General features: G+C 61.6%; 19 protein-coding genes and 2 pseudogenes. 8 read left to right on the top strand and 13 right to left on the bottom strand.

Annotated features, from left to right (window positions below):
* Positions 1–144: 144 nt before the first annotated feature.
* Together map and BLL36_RS16170 are read right to left on the bottom strand one after the other, a co-directional pair.
* Positions 145–900: a type I methionyl aminopeptidase gene (gene map, locus BLL36_RS16175; protein ID WP_076952392.1), complete on the bottom strand. Its 756-nt coding sequence runs from the start codon at positions 898–900 to the stop codon at positions 145–147.
* Positions 900–1,100, bottom strand: coding sequence for a ParD-like family protein (locus BLL36_RS16170; RefSeq protein WP_017135045.1), 201 nt, complete (start codon positions 1,098–1,100; stop codon positions 900–902). Before BLL36_RS16170 ends, map begins: the two co-directional genes overlap by 1 nt.
* A 275-nt stretch (positions 1,101–1,375) precedes the next feature.
* Here BLL36_RS16170 and ilvA point away from each other — a divergent pair.
* A pseudogene (ilvA, locus tag BLL36_RS16165) lies at positions 1,376–2,386 on the top strand (threonine ammonia-lyase, biosynthetic); the annotation flags it as partial.
* 258 nt (positions 2,387–2,644) lie between these two features.
* Positions 2,645–2,914, top strand: coding sequence for a DUF1652 domain-containing protein (locus BLL36_RS16160; protein WP_076952390.1), 270 nt, complete (start codon positions 2,645–2,647; stop codon positions 2,912–2,914).
* Here the strand turns inward: BLL36_RS16160 and BLL36_RS16155 are convergent.
* The 11 genes and pseudogenes from BLL36_RS16155 to BLL36_RS16105 all read right to left on the bottom strand — a co-directional run.
* Positions 2,911–3,164, bottom strand: a pseudogene (locus tag BLL36_RS16155) (hypothetical protein); the annotation flags it as partial. The gene BLL36_RS16160 and the pseudogene BLL36_RS16155 sit on opposite strands and share 4 nt — an antisense overlap.
* A gap of 7 nt (positions 3,165–3,171) precedes the next feature.
* Positions 3,172–3,429 carry a DUF2790 domain-containing protein gene (locus BLL36_RS16150; protein ID WP_076952389.1) on the bottom strand — a complete coding sequence of 86 codons (258 nt, stop codon included), beginning with the start codon at positions 3,427–3,429 and terminating at the stop codon, positions 3,172–3,174.
* 162 nt (positions 3,430–3,591) lie between these two features.
* A complete protein-coding gene (locus tag BLL36_RS16145; RefSeq protein WP_076952388.1) occupies positions 3,592–4,527 on the bottom strand; it encodes a carbohydrate kinase family protein in 936 nt (311 codons plus the stop codon).
* A 12-nt stretch (positions 4,528–4,539) separates the two neighbouring features.
* Positions 4,540–6,021 carry a xylulokinase gene (xylB, locus tag BLL36_RS16140; protein WP_076952387.1) on the bottom strand — a complete coding sequence of 494 codons (1,482 nt, stop codon included), beginning with the start codon at positions 6,019–6,021 and terminating at the stop codon, positions 4,540–4,542.
* A gap of 135 nt (positions 6,022–6,156) precedes the next feature.
* Entirely contained in the window at positions 6,157–7,638 is a 1,482-nt protein-coding gene (locus BLL36_RS16135; RefSeq protein ID WP_076952386.1) for a mannitol dehydrogenase family protein, read from the bottom strand.
* Between the two features lie 18 nt (positions 7,639–7,656).
* Positions 7,657–8,760 (bottom strand): ABC transporter ATP-binding protein, encoded by a 1,104-nt coding sequence (locus tag BLL36_RS16130; RefSeq protein ID WP_076952385.1) that lies wholly within the window; start codon positions 8,758–8,760, stop codon positions 7,657–7,659.
* Positions 8,761–8,797: 37 nt separating this feature from the next.
* A complete protein-coding gene (locus BLL36_RS16125; RefSeq protein WP_076952384.1) occupies positions 8,798–9,628 on the bottom strand; it encodes a carbohydrate ABC transporter permease in 831 nt (276 codons plus the stop codon).
* Positions 9,629–9,638: 10 nt separating this feature from the next.
* On the bottom strand, positions 9,639–10,529 hold the full coding sequence (locus tag BLL36_RS16120; protein ID WP_076952582.1) for a carbohydrate ABC transporter permease: 891 nt from the start codon (positions 10,527–10,529) through the stop codon (positions 9,639–9,641).
* Between the two features lie 175 nt (positions 10,530–10,704).
* On the bottom strand, positions 10,705–11,988 hold the full coding sequence (locus BLL36_RS16115; protein WP_394329494.1) for an ABC transporter substrate-binding protein: 1,284 nt from the start codon (positions 11,986–11,988) through the stop codon (positions 10,705–10,707).
* A 237-nt stretch (positions 11,989–12,225) separates the two neighbouring features.
* Positions 12,226–13,131, bottom strand: a complete 906-nt coding sequence (locus tag BLL36_RS16110; protein WP_076952382.1) for an AraC family transcriptional regulator — start codon at positions 13,129–13,131, stop codon at positions 12,226–12,228.
* A gap of 72 nt (positions 13,132–13,203) precedes the next feature.
* Entirely contained in the window at positions 13,204–14,496 is a 1,293-nt protein-coding gene (locus BLL36_RS16105) for a glycosyltransferase (RefSeq protein ID WP_076952381.1), read from the bottom strand.
* 221 nt (positions 14,497–14,717) lie between these two features.
* On the opposite strand from BLL36_RS16105, the gene BLL36_RS16100 reads away from it, so the two are divergent.
* The 6 genes from BLL36_RS16100 to BLL36_RS16075 all read left to right on the top strand — a co-directional run bounded on the left by BLL36_RS16100 (position 14,718) and on the right by BLL36_RS16075 (position 25,048).
* Positions 14,718–15,125 (top strand): hypothetical protein, encoded by a 408-nt coding sequence (locus BLL36_RS16100; RefSeq protein ID WP_076952380.1) that lies wholly within the window; start codon positions 14,718–14,720, stop codon positions 15,123–15,125.
* Between the two features lie 128 nt (positions 15,126–15,253).
* Positions 15,254–15,754, top strand: a complete 501-nt coding sequence (gene tpx / locus BLL36_RS16095) for a thiol peroxidase (protein ID WP_076952379.1) — start codon at positions 15,254–15,256, stop codon at positions 15,752–15,754.
* A gap of 231 nt (positions 15,755–15,985) precedes the next feature.
* Positions 15,986–17,284 carry an MdtA/MuxA family multidrug efflux RND transporter periplasmic adaptor subunit gene (locus BLL36_RS16090; protein ID WP_076952378.1) on the top strand — a complete coding sequence of 433 codons (1,299 nt, stop codon included), beginning with the start codon at positions 15,986–15,988 and terminating at the stop codon, positions 17,282–17,284.
* Complete coding sequence (locus tag BLL36_RS16085) at positions 17,281–20,382, top strand: MdtB/MuxB family multidrug efflux RND transporter permease subunit (RefSeq protein WP_076952377.1); 3,102 nt, start codon at positions 17,281–17,283, stop codon at positions 20,380–20,382. The genes BLL36_RS16090 and BLL36_RS16085 overlap by 4 nt, the downstream gene beginning before the upstream one ends.
* Positions 20,379–23,486 (top strand): efflux RND transporter permease subunit, encoded by a 3,108-nt coding sequence (locus tag BLL36_RS16080; protein WP_076952376.1) that lies wholly within the window; start codon positions 20,379–20,381, stop codon positions 23,484–23,486. Before BLL36_RS16085 ends, BLL36_RS16080 begins: the two co-directional genes overlap by 4 nt.
* The gene (locus tag BLL36_RS16075; protein WP_076952375.1) at positions 23,483–25,048 is read left to right on the top strand and encodes an efflux transporter outer membrane subunit; all 1,566 of its coding nucleotides are present in this window, start codon (positions 23,483–23,485) and stop codon (positions 25,046–25,048) included. Before BLL36_RS16080 ends, BLL36_RS16075 begins: the two co-directional genes overlap by 4 nt.
* Positions 25,049–25,179: the final 131 nt, after the last annotated feature.

Below are 25,179 nucleotides of genomic sequence, written 5' to 3'. Positions count from 1 at the left end.
CTAAACCAGGCGACTCGGTTTTTTTCTCGAACTCGGCGGTGTCTTTATTGGGGCGGCTTCGCCGCCCAGCGCGGGGCAAGCCCGCTCACTACAAGGATGTGTAAATACCTATCCTGCGATAGCGTCGCCAGCCTGCAGGGACTGTCAGGGAGCGGTTTGCAACGTCAGCACTTCAAAGCCATCCGCCGTCACCGCCACGGTATGTTCCCACTGCGCCGACAGGCTGTTGTCCTTGGTCACTACCGTCCAGCCATCCTTCAGGCTGCGCACCTTCGAGCTGCCCTGGTTGAGCATTGGCTCAATGGTAAACACCATGCCTTCGCGCAGTTCCAGCCCGGTGCCGGGGCGGCCGACGTGCAGGACTTGCGGTTCTTCATGCATCTGCCGGCCAATGCCGTGGCCGCAGTACTCACGCACCACGCTGTAGCCGTTGGCTTGCGCGTGGCTTTGGATTGCATGGCCGATATCGCCCAGGCGGGCGCCCGGCTTGACCTGGCGGATGCCGGCCCACATCGCTTCGAAGGTCATCTCGACCAGGCGCCGGGCTTTGGGGGCGACGGTGCCGATCATGTACATTTTGCTGGAATCGGCAATGAAGCCGCCTTTTTCCAGGGTGATGTCGATATTCACGATATCGCCGTCCTTGAGCACCTCCTTGGCGCTGGGCATGCCATGGCACACCACCTCATTGATCGAGGTGTTGATGGAAAAAGGGTAGTCATACTGGCCCAGGCTCGCCGGACGAGCCTTGAGGTCGTCGCGGATGTAGGCTTCGACGGCGGCGTCCAGCTCCAGGGTGGAGCGGCCGGCGCCGACAAAGCCGTCGAGCATGTCGAAGACCTGGGCCAGCAGACGCCCGGATTCGCGCATCACGACCAGTTGTGCGGCGGTCTTGATCATCAACCGCGCCCTCGGATCAGGTCGGGCTTGTCCAGCAACAGCTTGTTGATCAGCTCGTTGTAGGGCAGGTGGGGATTGAGTTCGGCGAGCAGGCCGATCTTGATCCAGAACTCGGCCTGGGCGTTGATGGAGCGGTCCATCGCGGCGCTGGCCAGGCGCAGTTGTTCGTGCAGTTGGTCGGTGATCTTGACGATGCCCATGCTGTTCACTGTGAGGTTTGAATATACAAAGCGTATATGTTTCGTATGTTCATCGTAAAGCCCCAGCCGCTAAATGGCATTCGATCATTGACTCTTCCGGCCGCCGCCGGTTAGTTTCGCGGTATGACCTCTCAAACCTTGCGCAGCCAGCAGAGCATTATTACCGCCATTCCTCACTTGGCGGGATAGCACACGGCTGCACCCAAACCCGCCCTGGAGGCGGGTTTTGTTTTTTCCGTCTTCCGGGGTTTTTGCCAAAAAGCCAGGAGACACCCATGAGCACCTGTACCGCGCCCCACCTCGCCGACCCTCTCGCCGACCCTGGGCTGCTTGAACGGTATGTGAAACAAATCCTCGCCGCCCCGGTGTATGACCTGGCGGTGCGCACGCCCTTGCAGGCTGCCCCCGCCTTGTCGGCGTTGCTCGGCAACCAGGTGCTGCTCAAGCGCGAAGACCTGCAGCCGACGTTTTCCTTCAAGATCCGTGGCGCCTACAACAAGCTGGTGCAGTTGAGCGACGCGCAAAAGGCGCGGGGCGTGGTCACCGCGTCCGCGGGCAATCATGCCCAGGGTGTGGCGCTGGCGGCGCGGGAGCTGGGGATCCGCGCGCGAATCGTCATGCCCGGCACCACGCCGGAGTTGAAGGTATTGGGCGTACGTTCCCGTGGTGCTGAAGCGGTGCTGCACGGAGAAAGTTTTCCGTTCGCCCTGGCCCACGCGCTGCAATTGGCGGAGTCGTCGGGGTGCACCTTCGTCTCGCCCTTCGACGACCCGCAGGTGATCGCCGGCCAAGGCACCGTCGCCATGGAAATCCTGCGTCAGCAGCAGGGCCCGCTGGACGCGATCTTCGTGCCGGTGGGCGGAGGTGGCCTGATCGCCGGCGTGGCTGCGTACGTCAAATACCTGCGGCCCGAGGTGCGCATCATCGGCGTCGAACCGCAAGGTTCCAGTTGCCTGCTGGCGGCGCTGCGGGCCGGTGAACGGGTGGTGCTGCCCAGCGTCGACGGGTTTGCCGACGGCACGGCGGTGGCGCAAGTCGGCGCCTACGGGTTTGAGATCTGCCGGGACTGGGTGGATGAGGTGATCACCGTCAGCAATGACGAACTGTGCAGCGCCATCAAGCTAATTTATGACGATACACGCTCCATCACCGAGCCTTCCGGCGCATTGGCGGTGGCGGGTATCTGCAAGTACGTGGCCAGTCACAGTCTGCTCGGGCAGACCCTGGTGGCGATCAATTCCGGAGCTAATATCAACTTTGATAGTTTGCGATATGTTGCAGAACGCGTGGCGGCGCAATGTGTCGTTTAATTCGAAGTCCAGGGTTAAACGTTTAATCGCAGGTGTTCGACGATGATTAAACCCACGCTGTTTAACTTATATAACCCAGCGCGCGGCTTATGAGGAAAAGTTACTACAAGGTCCGGTTTTGCCGAGTAGGCTTGGGTGTTGTAAGCGTCTGCCAGGGTTGGCAAGGCGCGGCGGGCGAGCACTCGCCATAATCACAACAAACTGTTGGCAGTCTCAATAAAGGAGAGGTTGACCATGCTTTCGGAACTGGAACTACGCAGTATTATTGAAGGAAGTTTCCTGCCCAAACGGTGCGAATGCACCAAAGCCGAAGATGCTTCGCTGACGATCAAGGTCTACGACGACCGCGACCGTGACCGTGTGGATTTGGAAGTCAAAGGCATCAACGCGGACAAACTCGACAGCAGTCGAGCCATTTGCAACCTGATTACCGGGTTGCGTGAAGACCTCAAGCAGGCCCATGTACCCACCCTGAAAAGAGCGGGAGGGCGAGGCTTCTACTAGCTAGACGCCTGGGTTTGAGTGACCGAAGACCTGTGGGCCTGGATGAACGCCAGGCCCAGTACGGTTTCCGTTGCCACGGCCAGCAGAATGCCGGGCCCGGCATTGCCGTTTATCCATTCACTGAACCCCAATACCGCCATATCAGGCATCCGGCGATAAAACCGCTGGTCATGGCGCGTCGGGTAGCGGACGGCGGCGCATGGCGTGCGCGATAGAACATCACGCCAATGGCCAGCAACAGCGCGGCGTTGGACGGTTCAGTTCTGGAACAGGCAAGCCTCGGATAACTTTTTATAGCTGACCTGTTGCACCTCACCGGCCTTGTCCACGAATTTGATCTGGGCCTCGATGACTTTGCAGTCTCGGGTCTGGGGTTCGGTCATGGAAATCACCTTCTGGATGTCCATGGGCATGCCGTAGTGGTACGGCACGGGCTTTGTTTCAGCCTGCGCCGTTACCGCTGCAGCAGTGAACGCCAGAGTGCAGCCGAGCAGGAGTACGCGGTGCGGATTCATGAGGATTCTCCGTCAGTGGTCCGGTTCATCGACGTGATGAACCGGTGGCCGCACCTTCAGCCGATGGCTAAAGAAATGCGGTCGAGCCCACTGTCATCTCCTCACCTTAACTATTGATTAAATAGAGGTTTCTGGGAAATTTCCTACATGCTTGCAAGACCATCAGAGCTGCTGGCGGTACGGCAGGTCAGGCCCGGTCTTGGTGCAGGTCAAGGCAGCCGCGCGAATCGCAAAGCCGAGCATGGCGTCGATCTGCTCGCGGGTGAGCTGTTGCAGGCCCTCTACCGAATCCAATTGCTGTTCGGTCAGCCAGGCAATCAGCGCGGCCTGGAAGGTGTCCCCGGCGCCGACTGTGTCGGCCATCACCACCTCGACTGCCGGTGCGGACCAGTTGCCATGTTGGCGGCTGAATACGCTGGCGCCATCGCCGCCACGGGTCAGGAACACCAGTTGGCAGCGGTGTTGCAGCCAACCCTGCAGCACGCTTTCCGGCGACTGGTCAGGGTAGAGCAGGTGCAGGTCCTCATCGCTGACCTTGATCAGGTCGGCATGCTTGACCAGCTCGGCGACGCGGTCACGCCACAGCTGGATATCCGGCTGCGGGTTGAGCCGCACGTTGGGGTCGAGGCTGATCAGGCGCTTGCCGCTTTCGCGCTTGACCAGGCTCAGCAGGGTATCGCCAATCGGCTGCACCACCAGGGAAAACGAGCCGACATGCAGGCCACGAATGTCATCGCCCAGCGCGGGCAGATGGGCAGTCTCCAAAAGTCGATCGGCACAGCCCTCGCCGCGAAAGTTGTACTGCGGCGAACCATCGGCGCCCACGGCGACCATTGACAAGGTTGTCGGCGCATTGAACTCCACCAGGAACCGCTCGCTGACGCCTTCATCTCTGAGCACCTGCAACAAGCGCCGGCCCAGGAAATCGGTGGACACGCCGCCAAACAGCCCGGCCTCGATGCCCAGGCGACGCAACCCGACCGCGACGTTGAACGGCGAACCGCCGGCAATCGCCTTGTAATTCACCCTGGAAGCCTGCCCGCTGGCGTCTTCCTCGCTGAAAAAATCGAACAGCGCTTCACCACACACCAGATACATAGTCGTTCGCTCTTAAAGGGTTGCCACTAACTGTTGATAGCGCTCGTAAGCCTGTTGGTAGGCGCTGACGCTGGTCGCCACCGGCAGGGTACGGCTGGCCGGGTCGACGCTCACGCATTTGTCGCACAGGCTGGCCAGGCTTTCGCCGGACTGGCACCACGCCGCCTGGATCGCCGCGCCCAGGGCGGCGGCTTCGCTTTGTTCGGTGCAGATCACTTCGGTGTTCATGATATCGGCGACCATCTGCCGCCACACAGGGCTTTTCGAGCCGCCGCCGATCAGGCGGATGCTGTGGCTTTGCAGGCCGGTCTGGCGCAGCAGGTCCAGGCCGTAACGCAGGCCGAAGGTGGTGCCCTCGACCACCGCGCGGCACAGGTTGGCGCGGGTCAGGTTGGTCATGGTCAGGCCGTGCAGGCTGCCGGTGGCATGGGGCAGGGCGGGCACGCGTTCGCCGTTGAGGAACGGCAGCATGCTCACGCCGTCGGCACCGATCGGCGCCTGCTCGACCAGGCTGTTGAAACCCGCCAAGTCGAGGTCGAACAACTCGCGGATCACCCCGGTTGCATTGGTCAGGTTCATGGTGCAGATCAACGGCAACCAACCGCCGCTCGACGAACAGAACGTGGCGACCGCCGCTTGCGGGCTCACGCTGGGCTGGTCGGCGAAAGCATACACGGTGCCCGACGAGCCCAGGCTCATGGTGATCACGCCGGGGGCAATGTTGCCGGTGCCGATCGCACCCATCATGTTATCGCCGCCACCGCTGGAGACGATGGCCTTGGGGTTGATGCCCAGGCGCTCGGCGATGGCCGGCAGGACGGTGCCGACTGCCTGGTTGGCCTCGATCAGTGGCGGCAACGCCTGTTCCAGGCGACCGCTCGGATCGATGTGCCGCAGCAGTGCCACATCCCATTCGCGGCTGCGCACGTTGAAATAGCCGGTGCCCGACGCATCGCCGTATTCCGCGACCGCGCGACCGGTAAGCCAGTAGTTGAGGTAGTCGTGGGGCAGCAGGATATGCGCGATGCGCGCGAAAATCTCAGGGTGCTGCTCGCGGGTCCAGAGCAGCTTTGACACGGTATAGCCCGGTGCAATCGCCACGCCGAGGCGTTCCAGGGAGCCAGTCTCGCCGCCCAGGTGGTGAAGCAGGCGGTCGTTTTCCGGCGCCGTTTCGGTGTCGCACCACAGCTTGGCCGGGCGCAATACCTGGCCCTGGTCATCGAGCAGAACCAGCCCGTGCTGCTGGCCGGAGACGCCGATGCCGAGAATGTCCTGGCCGTCCACGCCGGCCTGTTGCAGGGCGCGGTGGGAAGCTTGGGTAAACGCGTCAAGCCATTCCTGGGTGTGCTGCTCGCGACGGCCATTGGCGCCGCTGATCAGGGTGTGCGCCGCGGCGCCCAGGCCCAGCACCTTGCCGCTGGCGGCGTCGAGGACGATGGCCTTGGTGCCTTGGGTGCCGCAGTCGATGCCGAGGAACAGGTTTTGCTGGGTCATGATGGAGTGCTCAGCATTATTGTTGGATTGAAAATACGGTCAATGTGGGAGCTGGCTTGCCTGCGATAGCGGTCTGTCAGTCACTTCATGGCTAACTGGGCCACCGCTATCGCAGGCAAGCCAGCTCCCACATTATTAAGCCGGTTTCTTCAGGAGGTTCTGCAGTGTTTCGGTGACGCCGTTGTCACGCAAGCTGGCATAACACCGCTCGAACGCTGCCACAAACCCAGGCGAGTTGGGAATAGCTGTACCAAAAATCTCTTCCACCCCCAACAGGCGTTTGCTGATCAGCGCGTCATCGCTCACCAGCGCCTGGCAAAACTCGGCACGCGGATCCGGGATCTTGTAGCTCACGCCGTTCTCGTCCACGCCTTTCAAATACAGAGCCCAGGCGGCGACAACCAGTGCGGCGCGTTCAGTCTCGCGGCCATCGGCAATCAACCGGTTGATCGTCGGCACGGTGAACTTCGGAAACTTCGACGAGCCGTCCGAACATACCCGTTCCAACTGGTCGGCAATCGCCTGGTTGGAAAAGCGGTCCACCAGAGTCTGTTTGTAGTCCGTCAAGTCGATGCCCGGCACCGGCGCCAGGTTTGGCGTGACATCCAGGTCCATATAGGCGCGCATGTAGGCGACAAAAACCGGGTCGTTCATGGTCTCGTGCACAAACCGATAGCCCTTCAAAAAGCCCAGGTAGGTCAGCGCCAGATGGCTGCCATTGAGCAGGCCGATCTTCATTTCTTCATAGGGCGTGACGTCATCGGTGAACTGCACGCCGACTTTTTCCCAGGCCGGTCGACCGTTGACGAATTTGTCTTCCAGTACCCATTGCACAAAGGGTTCGCACACCACCGGCCAGGCATCGTCGATGCCGTGCTCATCATGCAATTGCAGGCGGTGGGCGGTGCTGGTCATGGGGGTGATGCGGTCGACCATGGCGTTGGGGAAGCTTACGTTGGCCTTGATCCAGTCATGCAACTCAGCGTTGTGCAGGGCGGCGAAGGCCAGCAGCGCCTTGCGCGTCACGGCGCCGTTGTGGGGCAGGTTATCGCAGGACATCACGGTAAACGCCGGGGTGCCGGCGGCGCGGCGTTTGGTGAGCGCGGCACAGATAAAGCCGAACACGGTTTTCGGTGCAGTCGGGTGCGCCAGGTCATGCTGGATCTGCGGCAGATGAGCCATGAACTCACCGTTGCTGTCGTCGATGCAGTAGCCGCCTTCGGTGATGGTCAGCGAGACGATGCGAATCTCGGGGCTGGCCAATTTGTCGATCAGCGCCTGGGCACCGTCTTCGGCCAGCAGCATGTCGCTGATCGCGCCGATCACACGGACTTCGGTGTCGTCGGTATCGCCCAGTTCGTACAGGGTGAACAGATAATCCTGGCCGGCCAGGTCGTCGCGGGCCTTGCGGTCCTCGGCGCGCAGGCCGACGCCGCAGATGCTCCAGTCCAGGCCCTCGCCCAGATTCATCAGTGCGTCGGTGTAATACGCCTGGTGCGCGCGGTGGAACCCGCCGACGCCGATGTGCGCGATGCCCTGCGATGTGCTGGCAATCGCGTAGGTGGGCAGTTTCACCTGGGATGCCAACTGGGTGAGGTTCTGTTTATTCAGCTTCATGGCGTAATACTCGCGAAATCAGGCGGCGGCGCGCAGTGGGCGGGCCACGGCTACACCGTCGGTGTCGAACAGGTGGCAGTGCGCCGGGTCCAGGTGCAGGTGCAGCGTCTCGCCGTATTGGCTGGCCATGTCGCCGCGAATCCGCATGGTCAGCGGCTCGCCGTTGGCGGTGATGACGTGGCAGAACGTGTCGCTGCCCAGGCGCTCGCCGACGTCGGCGGTAACGGTCAGCGTGGTCTGGCCCGGCGTGGCGATTTCCAGGTGCTCGGGCCGAATACCCAGGGTCACTGCGCTGCCCACGCTCAGGGTCGGCCCGCTGAGCGGCAGGCTGATCAGAGTCCCGGCGTCGAGCTGCACGTCACAGCCCTGGCCTTCGATCCGCGTGACCTTGCCCTTGAGGAAACCCATCTTCGGCGTACCGAGAAAGCCCGCCACGAACAGGTTGGCCGGTTGGTGGTACAGCTCCAGGGGCGAGCCGACTTGCTCGATACGACCGCTGTTGAGTACCACCACCTTGTCGGCCAGGGTCATGGCTTCAACCTGGTCGTGAGTCACGTAGATCATGGTCGCCTGCAGCTCTTTATGCAGGCGCGCCAGTTCCAGGCGCATCTGCACACGCAAGGCGGCGTCGAGGTTGGACAGCGGTTCGTCGAACAGGAAGATCTTCGGGTTACGCACGATGGCGCGGCCGATCGCCACGCGCTGGCGCTGGCCACCGGAAAGCTGCTTGGGCTTGCGCTCCAGCAACGGGCCCAGTTCGAGGATGCGTGCCGCTTCGTTGACTTTGCTCTCGACGATTTTCTTGTCGACGCCGGCCAGGTCCAGGGCAAACGACATGTTCTTGCGCACGCTCATGTGCGGGTACAGCGCGTAGGTCTGGAACACCATCGCCAGGTCGCGCTTGGCCGGCGTCACTTCGGTGATGTCGCGGCCGTCCAGTTCGATGGTGCCTTCGCTGACCTCTTCAAGGCCGGCGATCAGCCGCAGCAGGGTGGATTTACCGCAGCCCGACGGGCCGACGAACACCACGAATTCCTTGTCGTTCACTTCCAGGTCAATGCCCTTGATGATGGAAAAGCCTTCGAAGCCTTTTTGCAGATTCTTGATTTTCAGGTTGGCCATGATGGGCCTCCGCTTACACAATTTTTATAAGAAGCCGTTATTTCACGGCGCCGAAGGACAAACCGCGCACCAGCTGTTTCTGGCTGATCCAGCCAAAAATCAGGATCGGCGCGCAGGCCAGGGTCGAGACGGCGGACAATTTGGCCCAGAACAAGCCTTCGGGGCTGGAGTAGGAAGCGATCAGCGCCGTCAGCGGCGCGGCGCTGGACGAGGTCAGGTTCAGCGACCAGAACGCCTCGTTCCAGCACAGGATCAGCGACAACAACACGGTGGAAGCCAGGCCGCCCTTGGCAATCGGCAGCAACACGCGGACCATTTCCTGCCACAGGGTCGCGCCGTCCAGGCGCGCGGCTTCGAGGATGTCCTTGGGAATGTCCTTGAAGTAGGTGTAAACCATCCAGACCACGATCGGCAGGTTGATCAGGGTGTAGATGATGATCAGCGCAATGCGCGTATCCAGCAGGCCCATGCTCTTGGCCAGCAGGTAGATTGGCATCAGCACGCCCACCGGCGGCAGCATCTTGGTCGACAGCATCCACAGCAACGTGCCCTTGGTGCGCTGGGTTTCGTAGAACGCCATGGAGTAGGCGGCCGGCACCGAAATCAGCAGGCAAAGCGCGGTGGCGCTGAAGGAAATCAGCACCGAGTTCCACGCATAGCTGAAGTAGTTGCTGCGCTCGTTGATGTGCAGGTAGTTCTCCAGTGTCGGCGTGAAGATGAACTGCGGCGGCGTGGCGAACGCGTCGATTTCGGTCTTGAAGCTGGTCAGCACCATCCAGAAGATCGGAAAGAAGATCAGGATCGCGATGGCCCAGGCCAACGTGCCGAGCAACAGGCTTTGCAGGCGGCGGGATTGTTGAAGCGTCATGGCGCGGCCCTCAAGGCTTGTCAGTCAGGTTTTTGCCGATCATCCGCACCAGGATGATCGCCGCGATATTGGCGATGACCACGGCAATCAAGCCGCCGGCCGAGGCCATGCCCACGTCGAACTGCACCAGCGCCTGGTTGTAGATCAGGTAGGCGAGGTTGGTCGAGGCGTAGCCGGGGCCGCCGTTGGTGGTGGTGAAGATTTCGGCGAACACCGAGAGCAGGAAAATCGTCTCGATCATCACCACCACGGCAATCGGGCGCGCCAGGTGGGGCAGGGTCAGGTGCCAGAAAATCGCGATGGCGCCGGCACCGTCCAGGCGTGCGGCTTCCTTCTGTTCCTGGTCGAGGGACTGCATGGCGGTCATCAGCAGCAGGATCGCGAAGGGCAGCCATTGCCACGACACAATGATGATGATCGACAGCAGCGGGTAGTGCGCCAGCCAGTCCACCGGTTCGGCGCCGAAGAATTTCCACACGGCGGCGAGAATTCCCGACACCGGGTGGAAAATCAGGTTCTTCCAGATCAGCGCACCGACGGTGGGCATGATGAAGAACGGTGAAATCAGCAGCACCCGCACCAGGCCGCGGCCGAAGAACTCACTGGCCTCCAGCAATGCACTGATCAGCACGCCGAAGACCACGCTGATCAACAGCACGCTGCCCACCAGCAACAGGGTGTTTGTGGCACCGGGCAGGAAACCCGAGTCGGTGACGAAGTAGGTGAAGTTCTCCAGCCCCACGAACTGGTTTTCACCAGGGTAGAGCAGGTTGTAGCGGATCAGCGAAAAGTACAGGGTCATGCCCAGCGGCACGATCATCCACAGCAGCAGCAAGGCCACCGAGGGGCTGACGAGGAACCAGCCGGGGTTGGCCAGGCGGTTTTTGGAGGGTGTATTCATGGTGATCAGAACCAAGTCAGATGCATACAGTATCTGCGTCGGAGCGCGGTCAATGTGGGAGCTGGCTTGCCTGCGAAGGCATCACCTCGGTGTAACTGATAGACCGAGTTGCTTGCATCGCAGGCAAGCCAGCTCCCACAAAAGCCCTGCTCCCATGTTTACAGGGGGGAGCGGCTTATTTGGGATAACCCGCCCGCTTCATTTCCCGCTCGGTAGTGGTCTGCGCAGCCGTCAATGCCGCATCCACCGTCTGCTGTCCGGTCAGCGCACCCGAGAAGAACTTGCCGACCTGGGTCCCGATCGCCTGGAACTCAGGAATGGTCACCAACTGGATACCGATATACGGCACCGGCTTGAGCGTCGGTTTGGTTGGGTCCGCCACTTTCAGCGATTCCAGGGTCACCTTGGCAAACGGCGCGGCCTTCATGTATTCGTCGCTGTAGGTCGACTTGCGCGTGCCCGGCGGTACGTTGGCGACGCCGTCGGTCTTGGCCACCAATGCACCGTATTCCTTGGAAGTGGCCCAGCTGGTGAAGACCTTGGCGGCGTCCTTGGCCTTGGAACTGGTCGGGATCGCCAGGCTCCAGGAGTACAGCCACGAGGTGCCCTTGTCGGTCTTCTCGTGCGGGGCGAAGGTAAAGCCGACATGGTCAGCCACCTTGCTTTGGGTCTTGTCGGTGACAAACGAACCGGCGACGCTGGCGTCCACCCAGATCGCGCATTTGCCGCTGTTGAACAGCGCCAGGTTTTCGTTGAAACCATTGCTGGAAGCACCCGGCGGGCCGGATTTCTTCATGTTGTCCACGTAGAAGTTCAGCGCGTCCTTCCATTCAGGGCCGTTGAATTCCGGCTGCCACTTTTCATCGAACCAGCGCGCACCGTAGCCGTTGGCCAGGGTGGTGATCAGCGCCATGTTCTCACCCCAACCGGCTTTGCCGCGCAGGCACAGGCCGTATTGCTCTTTGCTCTTGTCGGTGAGTTTGGCCGCGAATTCGCCGATCTGGCTCCAGGTCGGATGCTCGGGCATGCTCAGCCCGGCATTCTTGAACAGGTCGGTGCGGTAATAAGTGATCGAGCTTTCGGCATAGAACGGCAGGGCATACAGCGAGCCCTTGACAGACAAACCGTCACGTACCGAAGGGAATACATCGTCGAGGTCGTAGGAAGCCGGCAGATCCTTCATCGGTTCCAGCCAACCCTTGGCGCCCCACAGTGCAGCTTCGTACATGCCGATGGTCAACACATCGAACTGCCCGCCCTGGGTGGCGATGTCGGTGGTCAGGCGCTGGCGCAGCACGTTTTCTTCCAGCACCACCCAGTTCAGCTTGATCTGCGGATGCTCGGTCTCGAAGGTTTTCGAAAGCTTTTGCATGCGGATCATGTCGCTGTTGTTGACGGTGGCAATGGTCAGGGTTTGCGCGCCGAGGCTGACGGCGCTGAGGGTCATGCAGGTCATCATGCAGGTAGAGACAAGCAGAGCTTTTGCTGTGAACTTCATCGCGCACTCCATTTCCGCGCCCAGGGGCTACGAAAGGACAGTTATTGTTGTTGTGTCTTCCTACAGGGAGTCAGGAAGAGTGTGCGTTGATTACAGCCTCCAAACGCCACGGTGACAAATCCTTGGGCGCACTGGGACTGATACTTTTTTGCACTTTTGGCGCGTGTTCGCTCCAGACTCTGCGTGGTACGAACACCATTACGCCAGGTTCTGCTCGGTCAGCCGCTGCACCGCCAGCCGTCGATAGTGGGAAGGGGTCATGCCTTTAAGCTGCTGAAAGCGTCGGTTGAAGTTGGAAATATTGTTGAACCCTGACTCAAAGCACACATCCGTCACAGCCTTGTCGCCATCGGCCAGCAACTCGCAGGATTTGCTGATCCGCAGCCGATTGACGAACTCGATAAAGGTGCGCCCCGTGGCCTGCTTGAACACCCGCGAAAAATACGTGGGTTTCATGCCCAAGTAATCCGCCACTTCTTCCAGCGGCAGCTCGCGCGCGTAGTGAGCAAAGATGTAGTCCACCGCGCGGTTGGTGCGGTCGATGCTGTGTTCATCCGCCACTTGGGGCGTGTTCACCCCGGACAGCAGCTGATAATCCTCACAGGCGCTCAGCACTTCCAGCAGGATAAAGAAGTGCCCGAGGCGCGCCATGCCCTGGGCATCCTCGATGCGCTGCATCAAGGTCATCGCTTGGGCAATCGTGTGTTTGCAGCGAAACTCGATACCGTACTGCGCCCGGTCCAGCATCGGCGCCAGGGTCTTGAGTTCGGTGAAGATGTGACTGCCGCTCTCCAGCAGGTCATCAGTGAAATTCACCAACATGTCGCGCTTGGGCACGATTTCGTCTTCCTCCACCTGGCTGATCCAGTTGTGAGGCAGGTTGGGGCCGGTGAGGAACAGGCTTTCCGGGTAGAAGTTGCCGATGTAGTCGCCGATAAACACCTTGCCCGAGCTGGCGACGATCAGGTGCAGCTCGTATTCCTTGTGGAAGTGCCAGCGCACCAGCGGGCAGGGGAAACCGTGCTGGCGATAGATGATGGACAGACCGTTGTGATCGTCCATCAGCTCGTAGGAAGGGTCGGTGATTCGCGTTGCTCGGGTCATGCTGCCGTCGCTTTATTGTGGTTGCTGCGTAGGATAATGCCCCGTCGCGCGCGCCCTCGCCAGCGTTGGTGTCTATAGGCTGCGGTTTTTCGCCTCGATCCACTGGGACATGTACTGCGTACTTTTATGGGCGTGGTGGCGCAGCATGCTGCCGGTGAAATTGTCGCGGCGATGGGCGTTGAGATTGCTGCGGCACTGTTCCAGGCAGGCTACCAGCGCGGGGCCATGGATATTCCGGTCATAGCGGCGGGTCAACAGTTGACGCCCGTTTTCCTGGGCCTCGGTCCAGCGCTCGCGGTCCTGATAAAGCGCCACGGCGGCGGCGGCCAGGGCCGGTGCGCTGTGTTCGATCATGCCTGGCCACGGTTGCTCATCGCCCATGGCTTCGGCGCCGATCGGCGTGGTGATATTCGGCGTGCCACAGAGCATCGCATCCGCCAGCTTGCCCTTGATGCCTGCGCCGAAACGCAGGGGCGCCAGGCAGATACGCGCGGCGGTCATCACCTGCAACGCATCTTCGGCCCAGTTCATCACATGAAAACCCTGGGCCGGGTTATGCAACGCGGTGGCCTTGGGCGGGGTGTAGGCGCCATAAATGTGCAACTGGGCCCCCGGCAGTTGCTGGCGAATCAACGGCCACAGGCTGTTTTTCATCCAGAGCACCGCATCCCAGTTGGGCGCGTGGCGAAAGTTGCCGATGCTGAGGAAGTGCGCGCGGTCTTCAAACGGCGCGAACGCCTCGGCCGGCGGCTGCAACATCAGCGGGCACCAGTGGAGCAGGGCGGCGGGCACCTTGAACTGCTCGGTGAGCAAGCGAATTTCCACGTCGGAGATCATCAGGCTGATATCGCAACGGTAAATCGCCGCGATTTCGCGCTTGGCCAGGTCGGTGTCGGCCATCAGCTTGAATTCTGCGGGCAGCGCCGGGGAAAACAGCGCAGTGAAATCGTCGCTGTCGGGGTGCGCCTTCAGGTGATCCTTGAGGCGTTGATGACGGGCGTCGCGCAGGCTTTGCAGGTCGGAAGTTTCCAACACGCGCAGGGCGTTGGGGCAGCATTTCTCTACGCGCCAGCCGAACTGTTCCTCCATCATGAAGCGGTCGAACAGCACGATGTCCGGGGCCAGTTCGCGGATAAAAGCATCGAAACTGCTGTTATTGAGCTCGATGGCGCATTCGGTGATGCCCAGCGCAGGCAGATCGGCCTTGTGCTCGCCGATGGTCGCCGGGCTGCTGAAGGTGATGTCCCAACCTTGTGTAAGAAAACTCTCCAGAATCTGCATCATGTGACCGCCCGCGGCTGAAGAGCGCGGCTCCGGCCAGACATAACCAATGATCAGGACTTTGGTGGCGGGTTGAGTCGTCAAGGCAGCGGACCCTCGGAAAGGTGAGCGAAAAATCGGGGATTAAACCACATATCCCGCTTGAGCCAGCGATCGAACAGACGGCGATTAGCCCGGTCGCTCTGAGGCGAAATTCATCTTTAAGACTGTCATTTGTGACAGTGAACGAGATTGTCGAGTGGTGATAGCTTGAGGACGCACCCTGAGTTCAAGGTTCACCAAGGCCAACTGTGGAGATATCTGAAATGAAAGCAAAACAACCCAATGGCAAACCGGCAATCAAGTCTGAGGATTCTCTGAACTGGCAACGCGCTAGATTGGTTGGCAAGTACAGCGAAAGATACATAGGTACCCTGGAGGTCCGCTGGTTGAAGCTGGATAAATTTAGATTCCAGACTGATCAATACATGATCACCGGCGACATCAAGCGAAAGAAAGCGAATATAAACGTGGAGGTATACGGGAATGTCACCGGCAGTTGGAAGGTGAATTCGCCCGATAACATGTACCAAGACGGGCAATGGCGCCCGTGGCTCACTGAGGGCAATTTCTTGATTGGGGCTTCCACGAAGATTTCTGTCATTGTAACTTTCATCTTTGACATGCCTGATGTTGACAAACGCATTCAGGTGAAAGAACTATTCATCATTTAGGCCTGCATGCGCCTCCAGGGGGCGCGCGCGGCAAAAGAATGCACCTGCGCATAGTTGCCCGTCGCGCTTTGTGGTTAACTTCGGCCTCTCGAATTCGTTTCAATAAACCCAGCATAAGGATTCTGTTCATGGCTCAAGTCACCCTCAAAGGCAACCCGGTCCAGGTTGAAGGCCAATTGCCGCAAGTCGGCGCCCAGGCTGCTGACTTCACCCTGACCGCCGGCGATCTGTCGAACGCGACCCTCGCCACTTTCGCCGGCAAGCGCAAAGTGCTGAATATCTTCCCAAGCGTCGACACGCCGACCTGCGCCACTTCGGTACGCAAGTTCAATGCCCAGGCCAACGATGTGGAAAACACCGTGGTGCTGTGCATCTCCTCCGACCTGCCGTTCGCCCAGGCACGTTTCTGTGGCTCCGAAGGGCTGGACAACGTGAAGAACCTGTCGGACTTCCGCAACGCCGACTTCGCGGTCGACTACGGCGTTTCCATCGCGGATGGCCCGCTGCAAGGCCTGACGGCGCGTGCTGTCGTGGTGCTGGACGAAAATGGCAAGGTGCTGCACAGCGAATTGGTCAGTGAAATCGGCCAGGAGCCAAACTACGAAGCCGCCCTGTCTGTTCTGAAGTAACTGTTTCGGTACGTTACTGCGGTTGTGCGGTAACACGCTTGATGCATGATTGCGGCCTGGCCTAGTCCAGGCCGTTTTCATTTGTGCTTCAGGCGCTTAGCGAAATAGGCGATGGACTAAGCTCATCCGTTAAAAGTTGTAAGCCCAAGGTAAATAGCCGGTAAAGGCGCTTTTCTTAATGCGCCCCAGTGCTTATCTTTCAGCCTCCCAAAGTAGAAGCGCTCGCGCCCAATGGTTGATCACTCCATGCAATCCTCCCCCCGCCACTCCCGCCGCTGGTTGTTCGGCCTGCTCGTGCTGCTGGTCATCGCCGGCCTGTGCTGGAAATTCTGGCCCAGCGGTGCCGCCCACAAAGACGCGCCGGCCGGCCATGCGAGCAAGACTGGCATGGCGCGCCCCGGTTTTGGCGGCGCCACCGGCCCGGTGCCCGTGCGCGTGGCGCCTGCGGTACTGGGCGAGTTCCCGGTGTACTACAAGGCATTGGGCACGGTCACTGCACTGAACACCATCAATGTGCGCAGCCGGGTGGGCGGCGAACTGGTGAAGATCGCCTTTGAAGAAGGGCAGATGGTCAAGGCTGGCGACCTGCTGGCTGAGATCGACCCGCGCAGCTACCAGAACGCCTTGCTCCAGGCCCAGGGCACGCTGATGCAGAACCAGGCCCAGTTGAAAAACGCCCAGGTCGACGTGCAGCGCTATCGCGACCTGTACGCCCAGGACAGCATCGCCAAGCAGACCCTGGACACCGCCGAAGCGCTGGTCTTGCAATACCAGGGCACGGTCAAGACCAATCAGGGCGCGGTGGACGATGCCAAGCTCAACCTGGAATTCACCAGGATACGCGCGCCGATCAGTGGCCGCGTCGGCCTGCGTCAGGTCGATGTCGGCAACCTGGTGGCGGCCAACGACACCACGTTCCTCGCCGTGATCACCCAGACCCAGCCGATCAGCGTGGTTTTCACCCTGCCGGAAAACACCCTGGAAACCGTGCTGGCCCGCTACCGCGCCGGTAACAAGCTGCCCGTGGAAGCCTGGGACCGCGGCGACGTGAAAGTGCAAGCCACCGGCGTGTTGCAAAGCCTGGACAACCAGATCGACGTGACCACCGGCACCCTCAAATTCAAGGCGCGCTTCGATAACAAGGACCAGGCACTGTTCCCCAACCAGTTCGTCAATGTGCACCTGCTCGCCGATACGCTGCACAACGTGGTGCTGGCGCCTTCGGCGGCGATCCAGTTCGGCAACGCCGGTACCTTTGTCTACGTGCTTGACGGTGACAACAAGGTCAAGGTGCAGCCACTGGTGGTCGGTGACACCGACGGCGAGAACACCGTGATCAAAGAGGGCCTGAAGGCCGGCGACCGCGTCGTGCTGGAAGGCACCGACCGGTTGAAGGACGGCAGCGAGATCGAAGTGGTCAATGACAGCAGCGAAGTACCGACCACGCCGACCGAACACCTGCAAGGCAAGCCCGCCGCGAAAGGGGAGACCGGCACCACCGCCGGCAAGGCGCAAAAGGTCGGTTCATGAACCTGTCGCGTCTGTTCATTCTTCGCCCGGTCGCCACCACGCTGAGCATGCTGGCCATTGTCTTGGCCGGCATCATTTCGTACCGCCTGTTGCCGGTATCGGCCTTGCCCCAGGTGGATTACCCGACGATCCGGGTGATGACCCTGTACCCCGGCGCCAGCCCGGACGTGATGACCAGCGCAGTCACCGCGCCGCTCGAGCGCCAGTTCGGGCAAATGCCCGGCCTTACACAAATGGCGTCCACCAGTTCCGGCGGTGCGTCGGTACTGACCCTGCGCTTCAACCTCGACATCAATATGGACGTTGCCGAGCAACAGGTGCAGGCCGCGATCAACGCTGCCACCAACCTGCTGCCCAAGGATTTACCGGCGCCGCCGGTGTACAACAAGGTCAACCCGGCGGACACCCCGGTGCTGACCCTGGCCATCACCTCCAAGACCATGCTGCTGCCCAAGCTCAATGACCTGGTCGACACGCGCATGGCGCAGAAAATCGCGCAGATCAGCGGCGTCGGCATGGTCAGCATCGCCGGTGGCCAGCGCCAGGCCGTGCGCATCAAGGTCAACCCCGAAGCCCTGGCGGCCAACGGGCTGAACTTGTCGGATGTGCGCACCCTGATCGCCGCGTCCAACGTCAACCAGCCCAAGGGCAACTTCGACGGCCCCACGCGGGTGTCGATGCTCGACGCCAACGATCAGTTGGTCTCGCCCGCGCAATACGCCGAGCTGATTCTGGCCTATAACAACGGCGCGCCGCTGCGCCTCAAGGACGTGGCGCAGATCGTCGACGGCGCCGAGAACGAGCGCCTCGCCGCCTGGGCCAATGACAACCAGGCCGTGCTGCTGAACATCCAGCGCCAGCCAGGGGCCAACGTGATCGAGGTGGTCGACCGCATCAAGGCGCTGCTGCCGAGCATCACCGACAACCTGCCGGCCGGCCTCGACGTGACCGTGCTCACCGACCGCACCCAGACCATCCGCGCCTCGGTCACCGACGTGCAGCACGAGTTGCTGATCGCCATTGCCCTGGTGGTGATGGTGACGTTTCTGTTCCTGCGCCGTTTCAGCGCCACGATCATTCCGTCCATCGCCGTGCCGCTGTCGCTGGTGGGCACCTTTGGCGTGATGTACCTGGCAGGGTTCTCCATCAACAACCTGACGCTGATGGCCCTGACCATCGCTACCGGGTTTGTGGTGGACGATGCCATCGTGATGCTGGAAAACATTTCGCGCTATATCGAGGAAGGCGAAACGCCAATGGCCGCCGCGCTCAAGGGCGCCAAGCAGATCGGTTTCACCCTGATTTCCCTGACCCTGTCGCTGATCGCCGTGTTGATCCCGCTGCTGTTCATGGCAGACGTGGTGGGGCGGCTGTTCCGTGAATTTGCGATCACCCTGGCGGTGGCGATCCTGATTTCCCTGGTGGTGTCACTGACGCTGACGCCGATGATGTGCGCGCGGCTGCTCAAGCGTGAACCCAAGGAGGAGGACCAAAGCCGCTTCTACAAGGCCAGCGGCGCCTGGATCGACTGGCTGATCGCGCGCTACGGTAGCCTGTTGCAGTGGGTGCTCAGGCACCAGCCGCTCACGTTGCTGGTGGCCATCGCCACCTTGGGCCTGACCGTGGTGCTGTACCTCGTGGTGCCCAAGGGCTTTTTCCCGGTGCAGGACACTGGCGTGATCCAGGGCATTTCCGAAGCGCCGCAGTCGATTTCATTCGCTGCCATGAGCCAGCGCCAGCAGGCACTGGCCAAGATCATCCTGGCGGACCCGGCGGTGCAAAGCCTGTCTTCGTATATTGGCGTGGACGGCGATAACGCCACCCTCAACAGCGGCCGCTTGCTGATCAACCTCAAGCCCCACGGCCAGCGCGACTTGAGCGCCGCCCAGGTGATCACCCGCCTGCAACCGGAAATCGACAAGCTGGTGGGCATCCGCCTGTTCATGCAGCCGGTGCAGGACCTGACCATTGAAGACCGCGTGAGCCGTACCCAGTACCAGTTCAGCATGTCTTCGCCGGACGCCGAGTTGCTGGCGCTGTGGAGCGAAAAACTGGTCCACGCGTTGAGCCAGTTGCCCGAGCTCACCGACGTTGCCAGCGACCTGCAGGACAAGGGCCTGCAGGTGTACCTGGTGATCGACCGCGACGCGGCTTCGCGCCTGGGAGTCAGCGTTTCAACGATTACCGACGCGCTTTACGATGCTTTCGGCCAGCGGCAGATTTCCACCATCTACACCCAGGCCAGCCAGTACCGCGTTGTATTGCAGGCCCAGTCCGGCGAAACCCTCGGCCCGGATGCATTGAACCAGATCCATGTGAAGACCACCGACGGCGGCCAGGTGCGCCTGTCCAGCCTGGCCAAGGTGGAACAGCGCCAGGCCCAGTTGGCGATCGCGCATATCGGCCAGTTCCCGGCGGTGATGATGTCGTTCAACCTGGCGCCAGGCGTTGCCCTGGGCAAAGGCGTGGAACTGATCAACCAGACCCAGAAGGACATCGGCATGCCGGTGGGCGTGCAAACCCAGTTCCAGGGCGCGGCCCAGGCGTTCGAAGCTTCGCTGTCGAGCACCTTGCTGCTGATTTTGGCGGCGGTGGTCACCATGTACATCGTGCTCGGCGTGCTCTACGAGAGCTATATCCACCCGATCACCATTCTCTCGACCTTGCCGTCGGCGGCGGTGGGGGCGTTGCTGGCGTTGCTGCTCAGCGGCAATGACTTGGGCATGATCGCGATCATCGGCATTATCTTGCTGATCGGGATCGTCAAGAAGAACGCGATCATGATGATCGACTTCGCCCTCGACGCCGAACGCAACCAGGGGCTCGACCCGCAGACCGCGATCTACCAGGCGGCGCTGCTGCGCTTCCGGCCGATCCTGATGACCACCCTGGCGGCGCTGTTCGGCGCGGTGCCGCTGATGTTGGCCACCGGCTCCGGTGCGGAGTTGCGCCAACCGTTGGGCCTGGTGATGGTCGGCGGTTTGCTGGTGAGCCAGGTACTGACGCTGTTCACCACCCCGGTGATCTACCTGTACTTCGACCGCCTCGGCCGACGCTGGCGCAAAGAGCCGCAAAGCCTGGAGCCGGTTGAGCCATGAACCTGTCCGGACCTTTCATTCGGCGCCCGGTAGCGACCATGCTGCTGAGCCTGGCGATCATGCTGCTGGGCGGCGTCAGCTTCAACCTGCTGCCGGTGTCGCCATTGCCGCAGATCGATTTCCCGGTGATCGTGGTGTCGGCCAGCCTGCCCGGCGCCAGCCCCGAGGTGATGGCGTCCACCGTGGCGACGCCGCTGGAGCGCTCGTTCGGCGCGATTGCCGGCATCACCACCATGAGCAGTTCGTCGAGCCAGGGCTCCACCCGGGTGATCCTGGCGTTTGACTCCGATCGTGATATCAACGGCGCGGCGCGGGAAGTGCAGGCGGCCATCAATGCCTCGCGCAACCTGCTGCCCAGCGGCATGCGCAGCATGCCCACCTACAAGAAGATCAACCCGTCCCAGGCGCCGATCATGGTGCTGTCGTTGACCTCGGACGTGCTACAGAAGGGCCAGCTGTACGACCTGGCCTCGACCATCCTCTCGCAAAGCCTGTCCCAGGTGCCGGGCGTCGGCGAAGTGCAGATCGGCGGCAGTTCGTTGCCGGCGGTGCGTATCGAGCTGGAACCCAAGGCCCTCGACCAGTACGGCGTGGCCCTCGACGACGTGCGCAACACCATCGCCAACGCCAACCAGCGCCGGCCCAAGGGCTCCCTGGAAGACAGCCAGCGCAACTGGCAGATCCAGGCCAACGACCAGTTGGAGAAGGCCAAGGACTACGAGCCGTTGTTGATCCGCTACCAGAACGGCGCCGCCTTGCGTCTGAAGGATGTGGCGAAAATCAGCGACGGTGTGGAAGACCGCTACAACAGTGGCTTTTTCAACAACGAACCAGCGGTGCTGCTGGTGATCAACCGTCAGTCCGGCGCCAACATCATCGAGACCGTGCGGCAGATCAAGGCACAGTTGCCGGCGTTGCAGGCGGTGCTGCCGTCCAGCGTCAAGCTGAGCCTGGCCATGGACCGCTCGCCGGTGATCACCGCCACGTTGCACGAAGCCGAGATGACCTTGCTGATCGCCGTCGGGCTGGTGATCCTGGTGGTGTACCTGTTCCTGGGCAATTTCCGCGCTTCGCTGATCCCGACCCTGGCCGTGCCGGTGTCGCTGGTGGGCACCTTTGCGGTGATGTACCTGTACGGGTTCTCGCTGAACAATTTTTCGCTGATGGCGTTGATCCTGGCCACCGGTCTGGTGGTGGACGATGCCATCGTGGTGCTGGAGAACATCTCGCGGCATATCGACGAAGGCGTGCCGCCGATGAAAGCGGCGTACCTGGGCGCCCAGGAAGTCGGTTTTACCTTGCTGTCGATGAACGTGTCGCTGGTGGCGGTGTTCCTGTCGATCCTGTTCATGGGCGGGATCGTCACCAACCTGTTCCGCGAGTTTTCCATCACCCTGTCGGCGGCGATCATTGTGTCGCTGATTGTCTCGCTGACCCTGACGCCGATGCTCTGCGCCCGTTGGCTCAAGCCCCATGTAAAAGACCGGATGACCGGTTTGCAGCGCTGGAGCCAGAAGGTCAACGACCGCATGGTCGCCGGCTACGCCACCAGCCTGGACTGGGTGCTGCGCCATCGTCGCCTGACCCTGCTCAGCCTGTTCCTGACCATCGGGGTCAACGTGGCGTTGTATGTGGTGGTGCCGAAAACCTTCATGCCGCAGCAGGACACCGGCCAGTTGATCGGTTTCGTGCGCGGTGACGACGGGCTGTCGTTCGGCGTGATGCAGCCGAAGATGGAGACCTTCCGCAAGGCGGTGCTCAAGGACCCGGCGGTGCTCAGCGTGGCCGGCTTTATCGGTGGCAACAACGGCACCAACAACGCGGTGATGCTGGTGCGCCTCAAGCCGATCAGCGAGCGCAGGATTTCCGCCCAGGCGGTGATCGAGCGGCTGCGCAAGGAGGTACCGCCGGTGCCGGGCGGGCGCCTGTTCCTGATGGCTGACCAGGACCTGCAATTCGGCGGCAGCCGGGACCAGACCAGTGCGCAGTATTCCTACATCCTGCAAAGCGGCGACCTGGCGGCCCTGCGCCTGTGGTATCCGAAGGTGGTGGCTGCCATGCGCGAGCTGCCGGAACTCACCGCCATCGACGCCCGCGAAGGGCGCGGCGCGGCGCAGGTCACGCTGATCGTCGATCGCGACCAGGCCAAGCGTCTGGGTATCGACATGGACATGGTGACGGCGGTGCTGAACAACGCCTACAGCCAGCGGCAGATTTCCACCATCTATGACAGCCTCAACCAATACCAGGTGGTGATGGAGGTCAACCCCAGGTACGCGCAGGACCCGATCACCCTCAACCAGATGCAGGTGATCACCTCCACGGGCGCGCGCGTGCCGCTGTCGACCATCGCCCATTACGAGAACAGCCTGGCGGACGACCGCGTCAGCCACGAAGGCCAGTTCGCCTCGGAAAACATTGCCTTCGACATGGCACCCGGCGTGACGGTGGAGCAGGGCACGGCCGCCATCGAGCGGGCGATCGCCAAGGTCGGGCTGCCGGAAGACGTGATCGCCAAAATGGCCGGCACTGCCGACGCGTTCGCGGCGACGCAGAAAGGCCAGCCCTTCATGATCCTCGGCGCGCTGGTGGCGGTGTACCTGGTGCTGGGCATCTTGTATGAAAGCTATATTCACCCGTTGACGATTCTCTCGACCCTGCCGTCGGCAGGGGTGGGCGCGATGCTCGCGATCTACCTGACGGGGGGCGAGTTCAGCCTGATTTCCCTGTTGGGCCTGTTCCTGCTGATCGGCGTGGTGAAGAAAAACGCGATCTTGATGATCGACCTGGCTCTGCAGCTTGAGCGCAATGACCGCCTGGGCCCGCTGGAGTCGATTCGCAGTGCCTGCCTGCTGCGTTTGCGGCCGATCCTGATGACCACTTTGGCGGCGATTCTCGGCGCCTTGCCCTTGCTGCTGGGCACCGGCGATGGCGCGGAAATGCGTCGTCCCCTGGGCCTCACCATCATTGGCGGCCTGGTGTTCAGCCAGGTCCTGACTCTTTACACCACTCCGGTGGTTTACCTTTATCTCGACCGCGCGCGCCATCGCTTCAATGCCTGGCGCGGCGTGCGTACCGATGCTGCCCTGGACACTGCGCTATGACCGATTCAACGAACGCCAACCCACCGCGCCGTCCTGCAATTGCACCGCCCCCTGTAGGAGCGAGCTTGCTCGCGAAAAATGCCCAGGCGCCGCATTCGTCCAGGCTCGGCGCGTTTTCGCTGACGATCTTCGCGAGCAAGCTCGCTCCTACAGTGGGGTTGGCGTTGTTGCTCAGTGCTTGCGCTATTGGCCCTGATTACAAACGTCCCGAAGTGGTTGAGCCGGCGCAATTCAAGGAGGCCCAGGGCTGGCGCCAGGCCACGCCCAGCGATTCATTGGCCCGTGGCGCCTGGTGGGAGCTGTACGGCGACCGCCAGCTCAACGACCTGGTGCAGCGCCTGAACACCTCCAACCAGACCGTGGCCCAGGCTGAAGCGCGCTTTCGCCAGGCCCGGGCGCTGGTGCGCAGTTCCCGTGGCGCGTTTTATCCCACCGTCGACCTGAGCGCCGGCAAGACCCGCGCCAGCCAAGGCACCGGCAGCAGCAGCGCGAGCCTAAGCAGCTCCAGCAGCGGTATCCGCGACACCCTCAACGCACAGTTGGGCGTGAGCTGGGAGGCGGACATCTGGGGCAAATTGCGCCGTGGCCTGGAGGCCAATGAAGCGAGTGCCGAAGCCAGCTCGGCGGACCTGGCGGCGATGCGCCTGAGCCAACAGTCGGAGCTGGTGCAAAGCTACCTGCAGTTGCGCGTCATGGACGAACAGACCCGCTTGCTGCAAGCCACGCTGGAGACCTATCAACGCTCCCTGCAAATGACCCAGAACCAATACCGTGCCGGGATCTCCGGCAAGGACGCGGTGGCCCAGGCACAAACCCAGCTCAAGACCACCCAGGCCAGCCTGATCGATCTGATCTGGCAACGCGCCCAGCTGGAAAATGCGATTGCCGTGTTGATCGGCGAAGCGCCGGCCAACTTCAACCTGGCGGTGAGCAAAGACATCCCGGCGCTGCCGCGGATTCCGCTGAGCCTGCCGTCGCAACTGCTTGAACGCCGCCCGGATATCGCCTCGGCCGAACGCTCGGTGATCGCCGCCAACGCCAATATCGGCGTGGCCAAGGCGGCTTATTACCCGGACCTGAGCCTGAGCCTGGCCGGCGGCTATTCCAGCAGCACCTATTCGGACTGGATCAGCCTGCCGAACCGCTTCTGGTCGGTGGGACCGAAGCTGGCCATGACCCTGTTCGACGGCGGCCAGCGTTCGGCCGAAGTCGACCGCACCGTGGCCAGCTATGACGAGACCGTCGCCAAATACCGCCAGACCGTACTTGATGGTTTCCGCGAAGTGGAAAATTACATGGTGCAGCTCAAGGTGCTGGAGGACGAGGCGGTGGTCAGCAATGAAGCGCTCGAGGCGGCCCGTGAGTCCTTGCGACTGACCCAGAACCAGTACAAGGCCGGGCTGATTGGCTACCTGGACGTGGTCACCGTGCAGGCCACGGCCTTGAGTAACGAGCGCACCGTGTTGACCTTGTTGCAGTCGCGCCTGGTGGCCAGTGTGCAACTGATCGCCGCACTGGGCGGTGGCTGGGATGGGCAGACGCCGATCAGCGGCAAAGACTAAGGGGGAACTCGGATCCAATGTGTGGGCTTGCCCGCGATGGCTACGCATGCGCAATTTGTAGTGAGCGGGCTTGCCCCGCGCTGGGGGGCGAAGCCCCCCCAAACCAGACGAGTTGGATTTATCTGGAACTC

The organism is Pseudomonas cedrina subsp. cedrina (genome assembly GCF_001983175.1).
Classification (GTDB): Bacteria; Pseudomonadota; Gammaproteobacteria; order Pseudomonadales; family Pseudomonadaceae; genus Aquipseudomonas; species Aquipseudomonas cedrina.
Note: the sequence above shows the minus strand (reverse complement) of the source record. Positions and strands in the feature narration are given on the sequence as shown.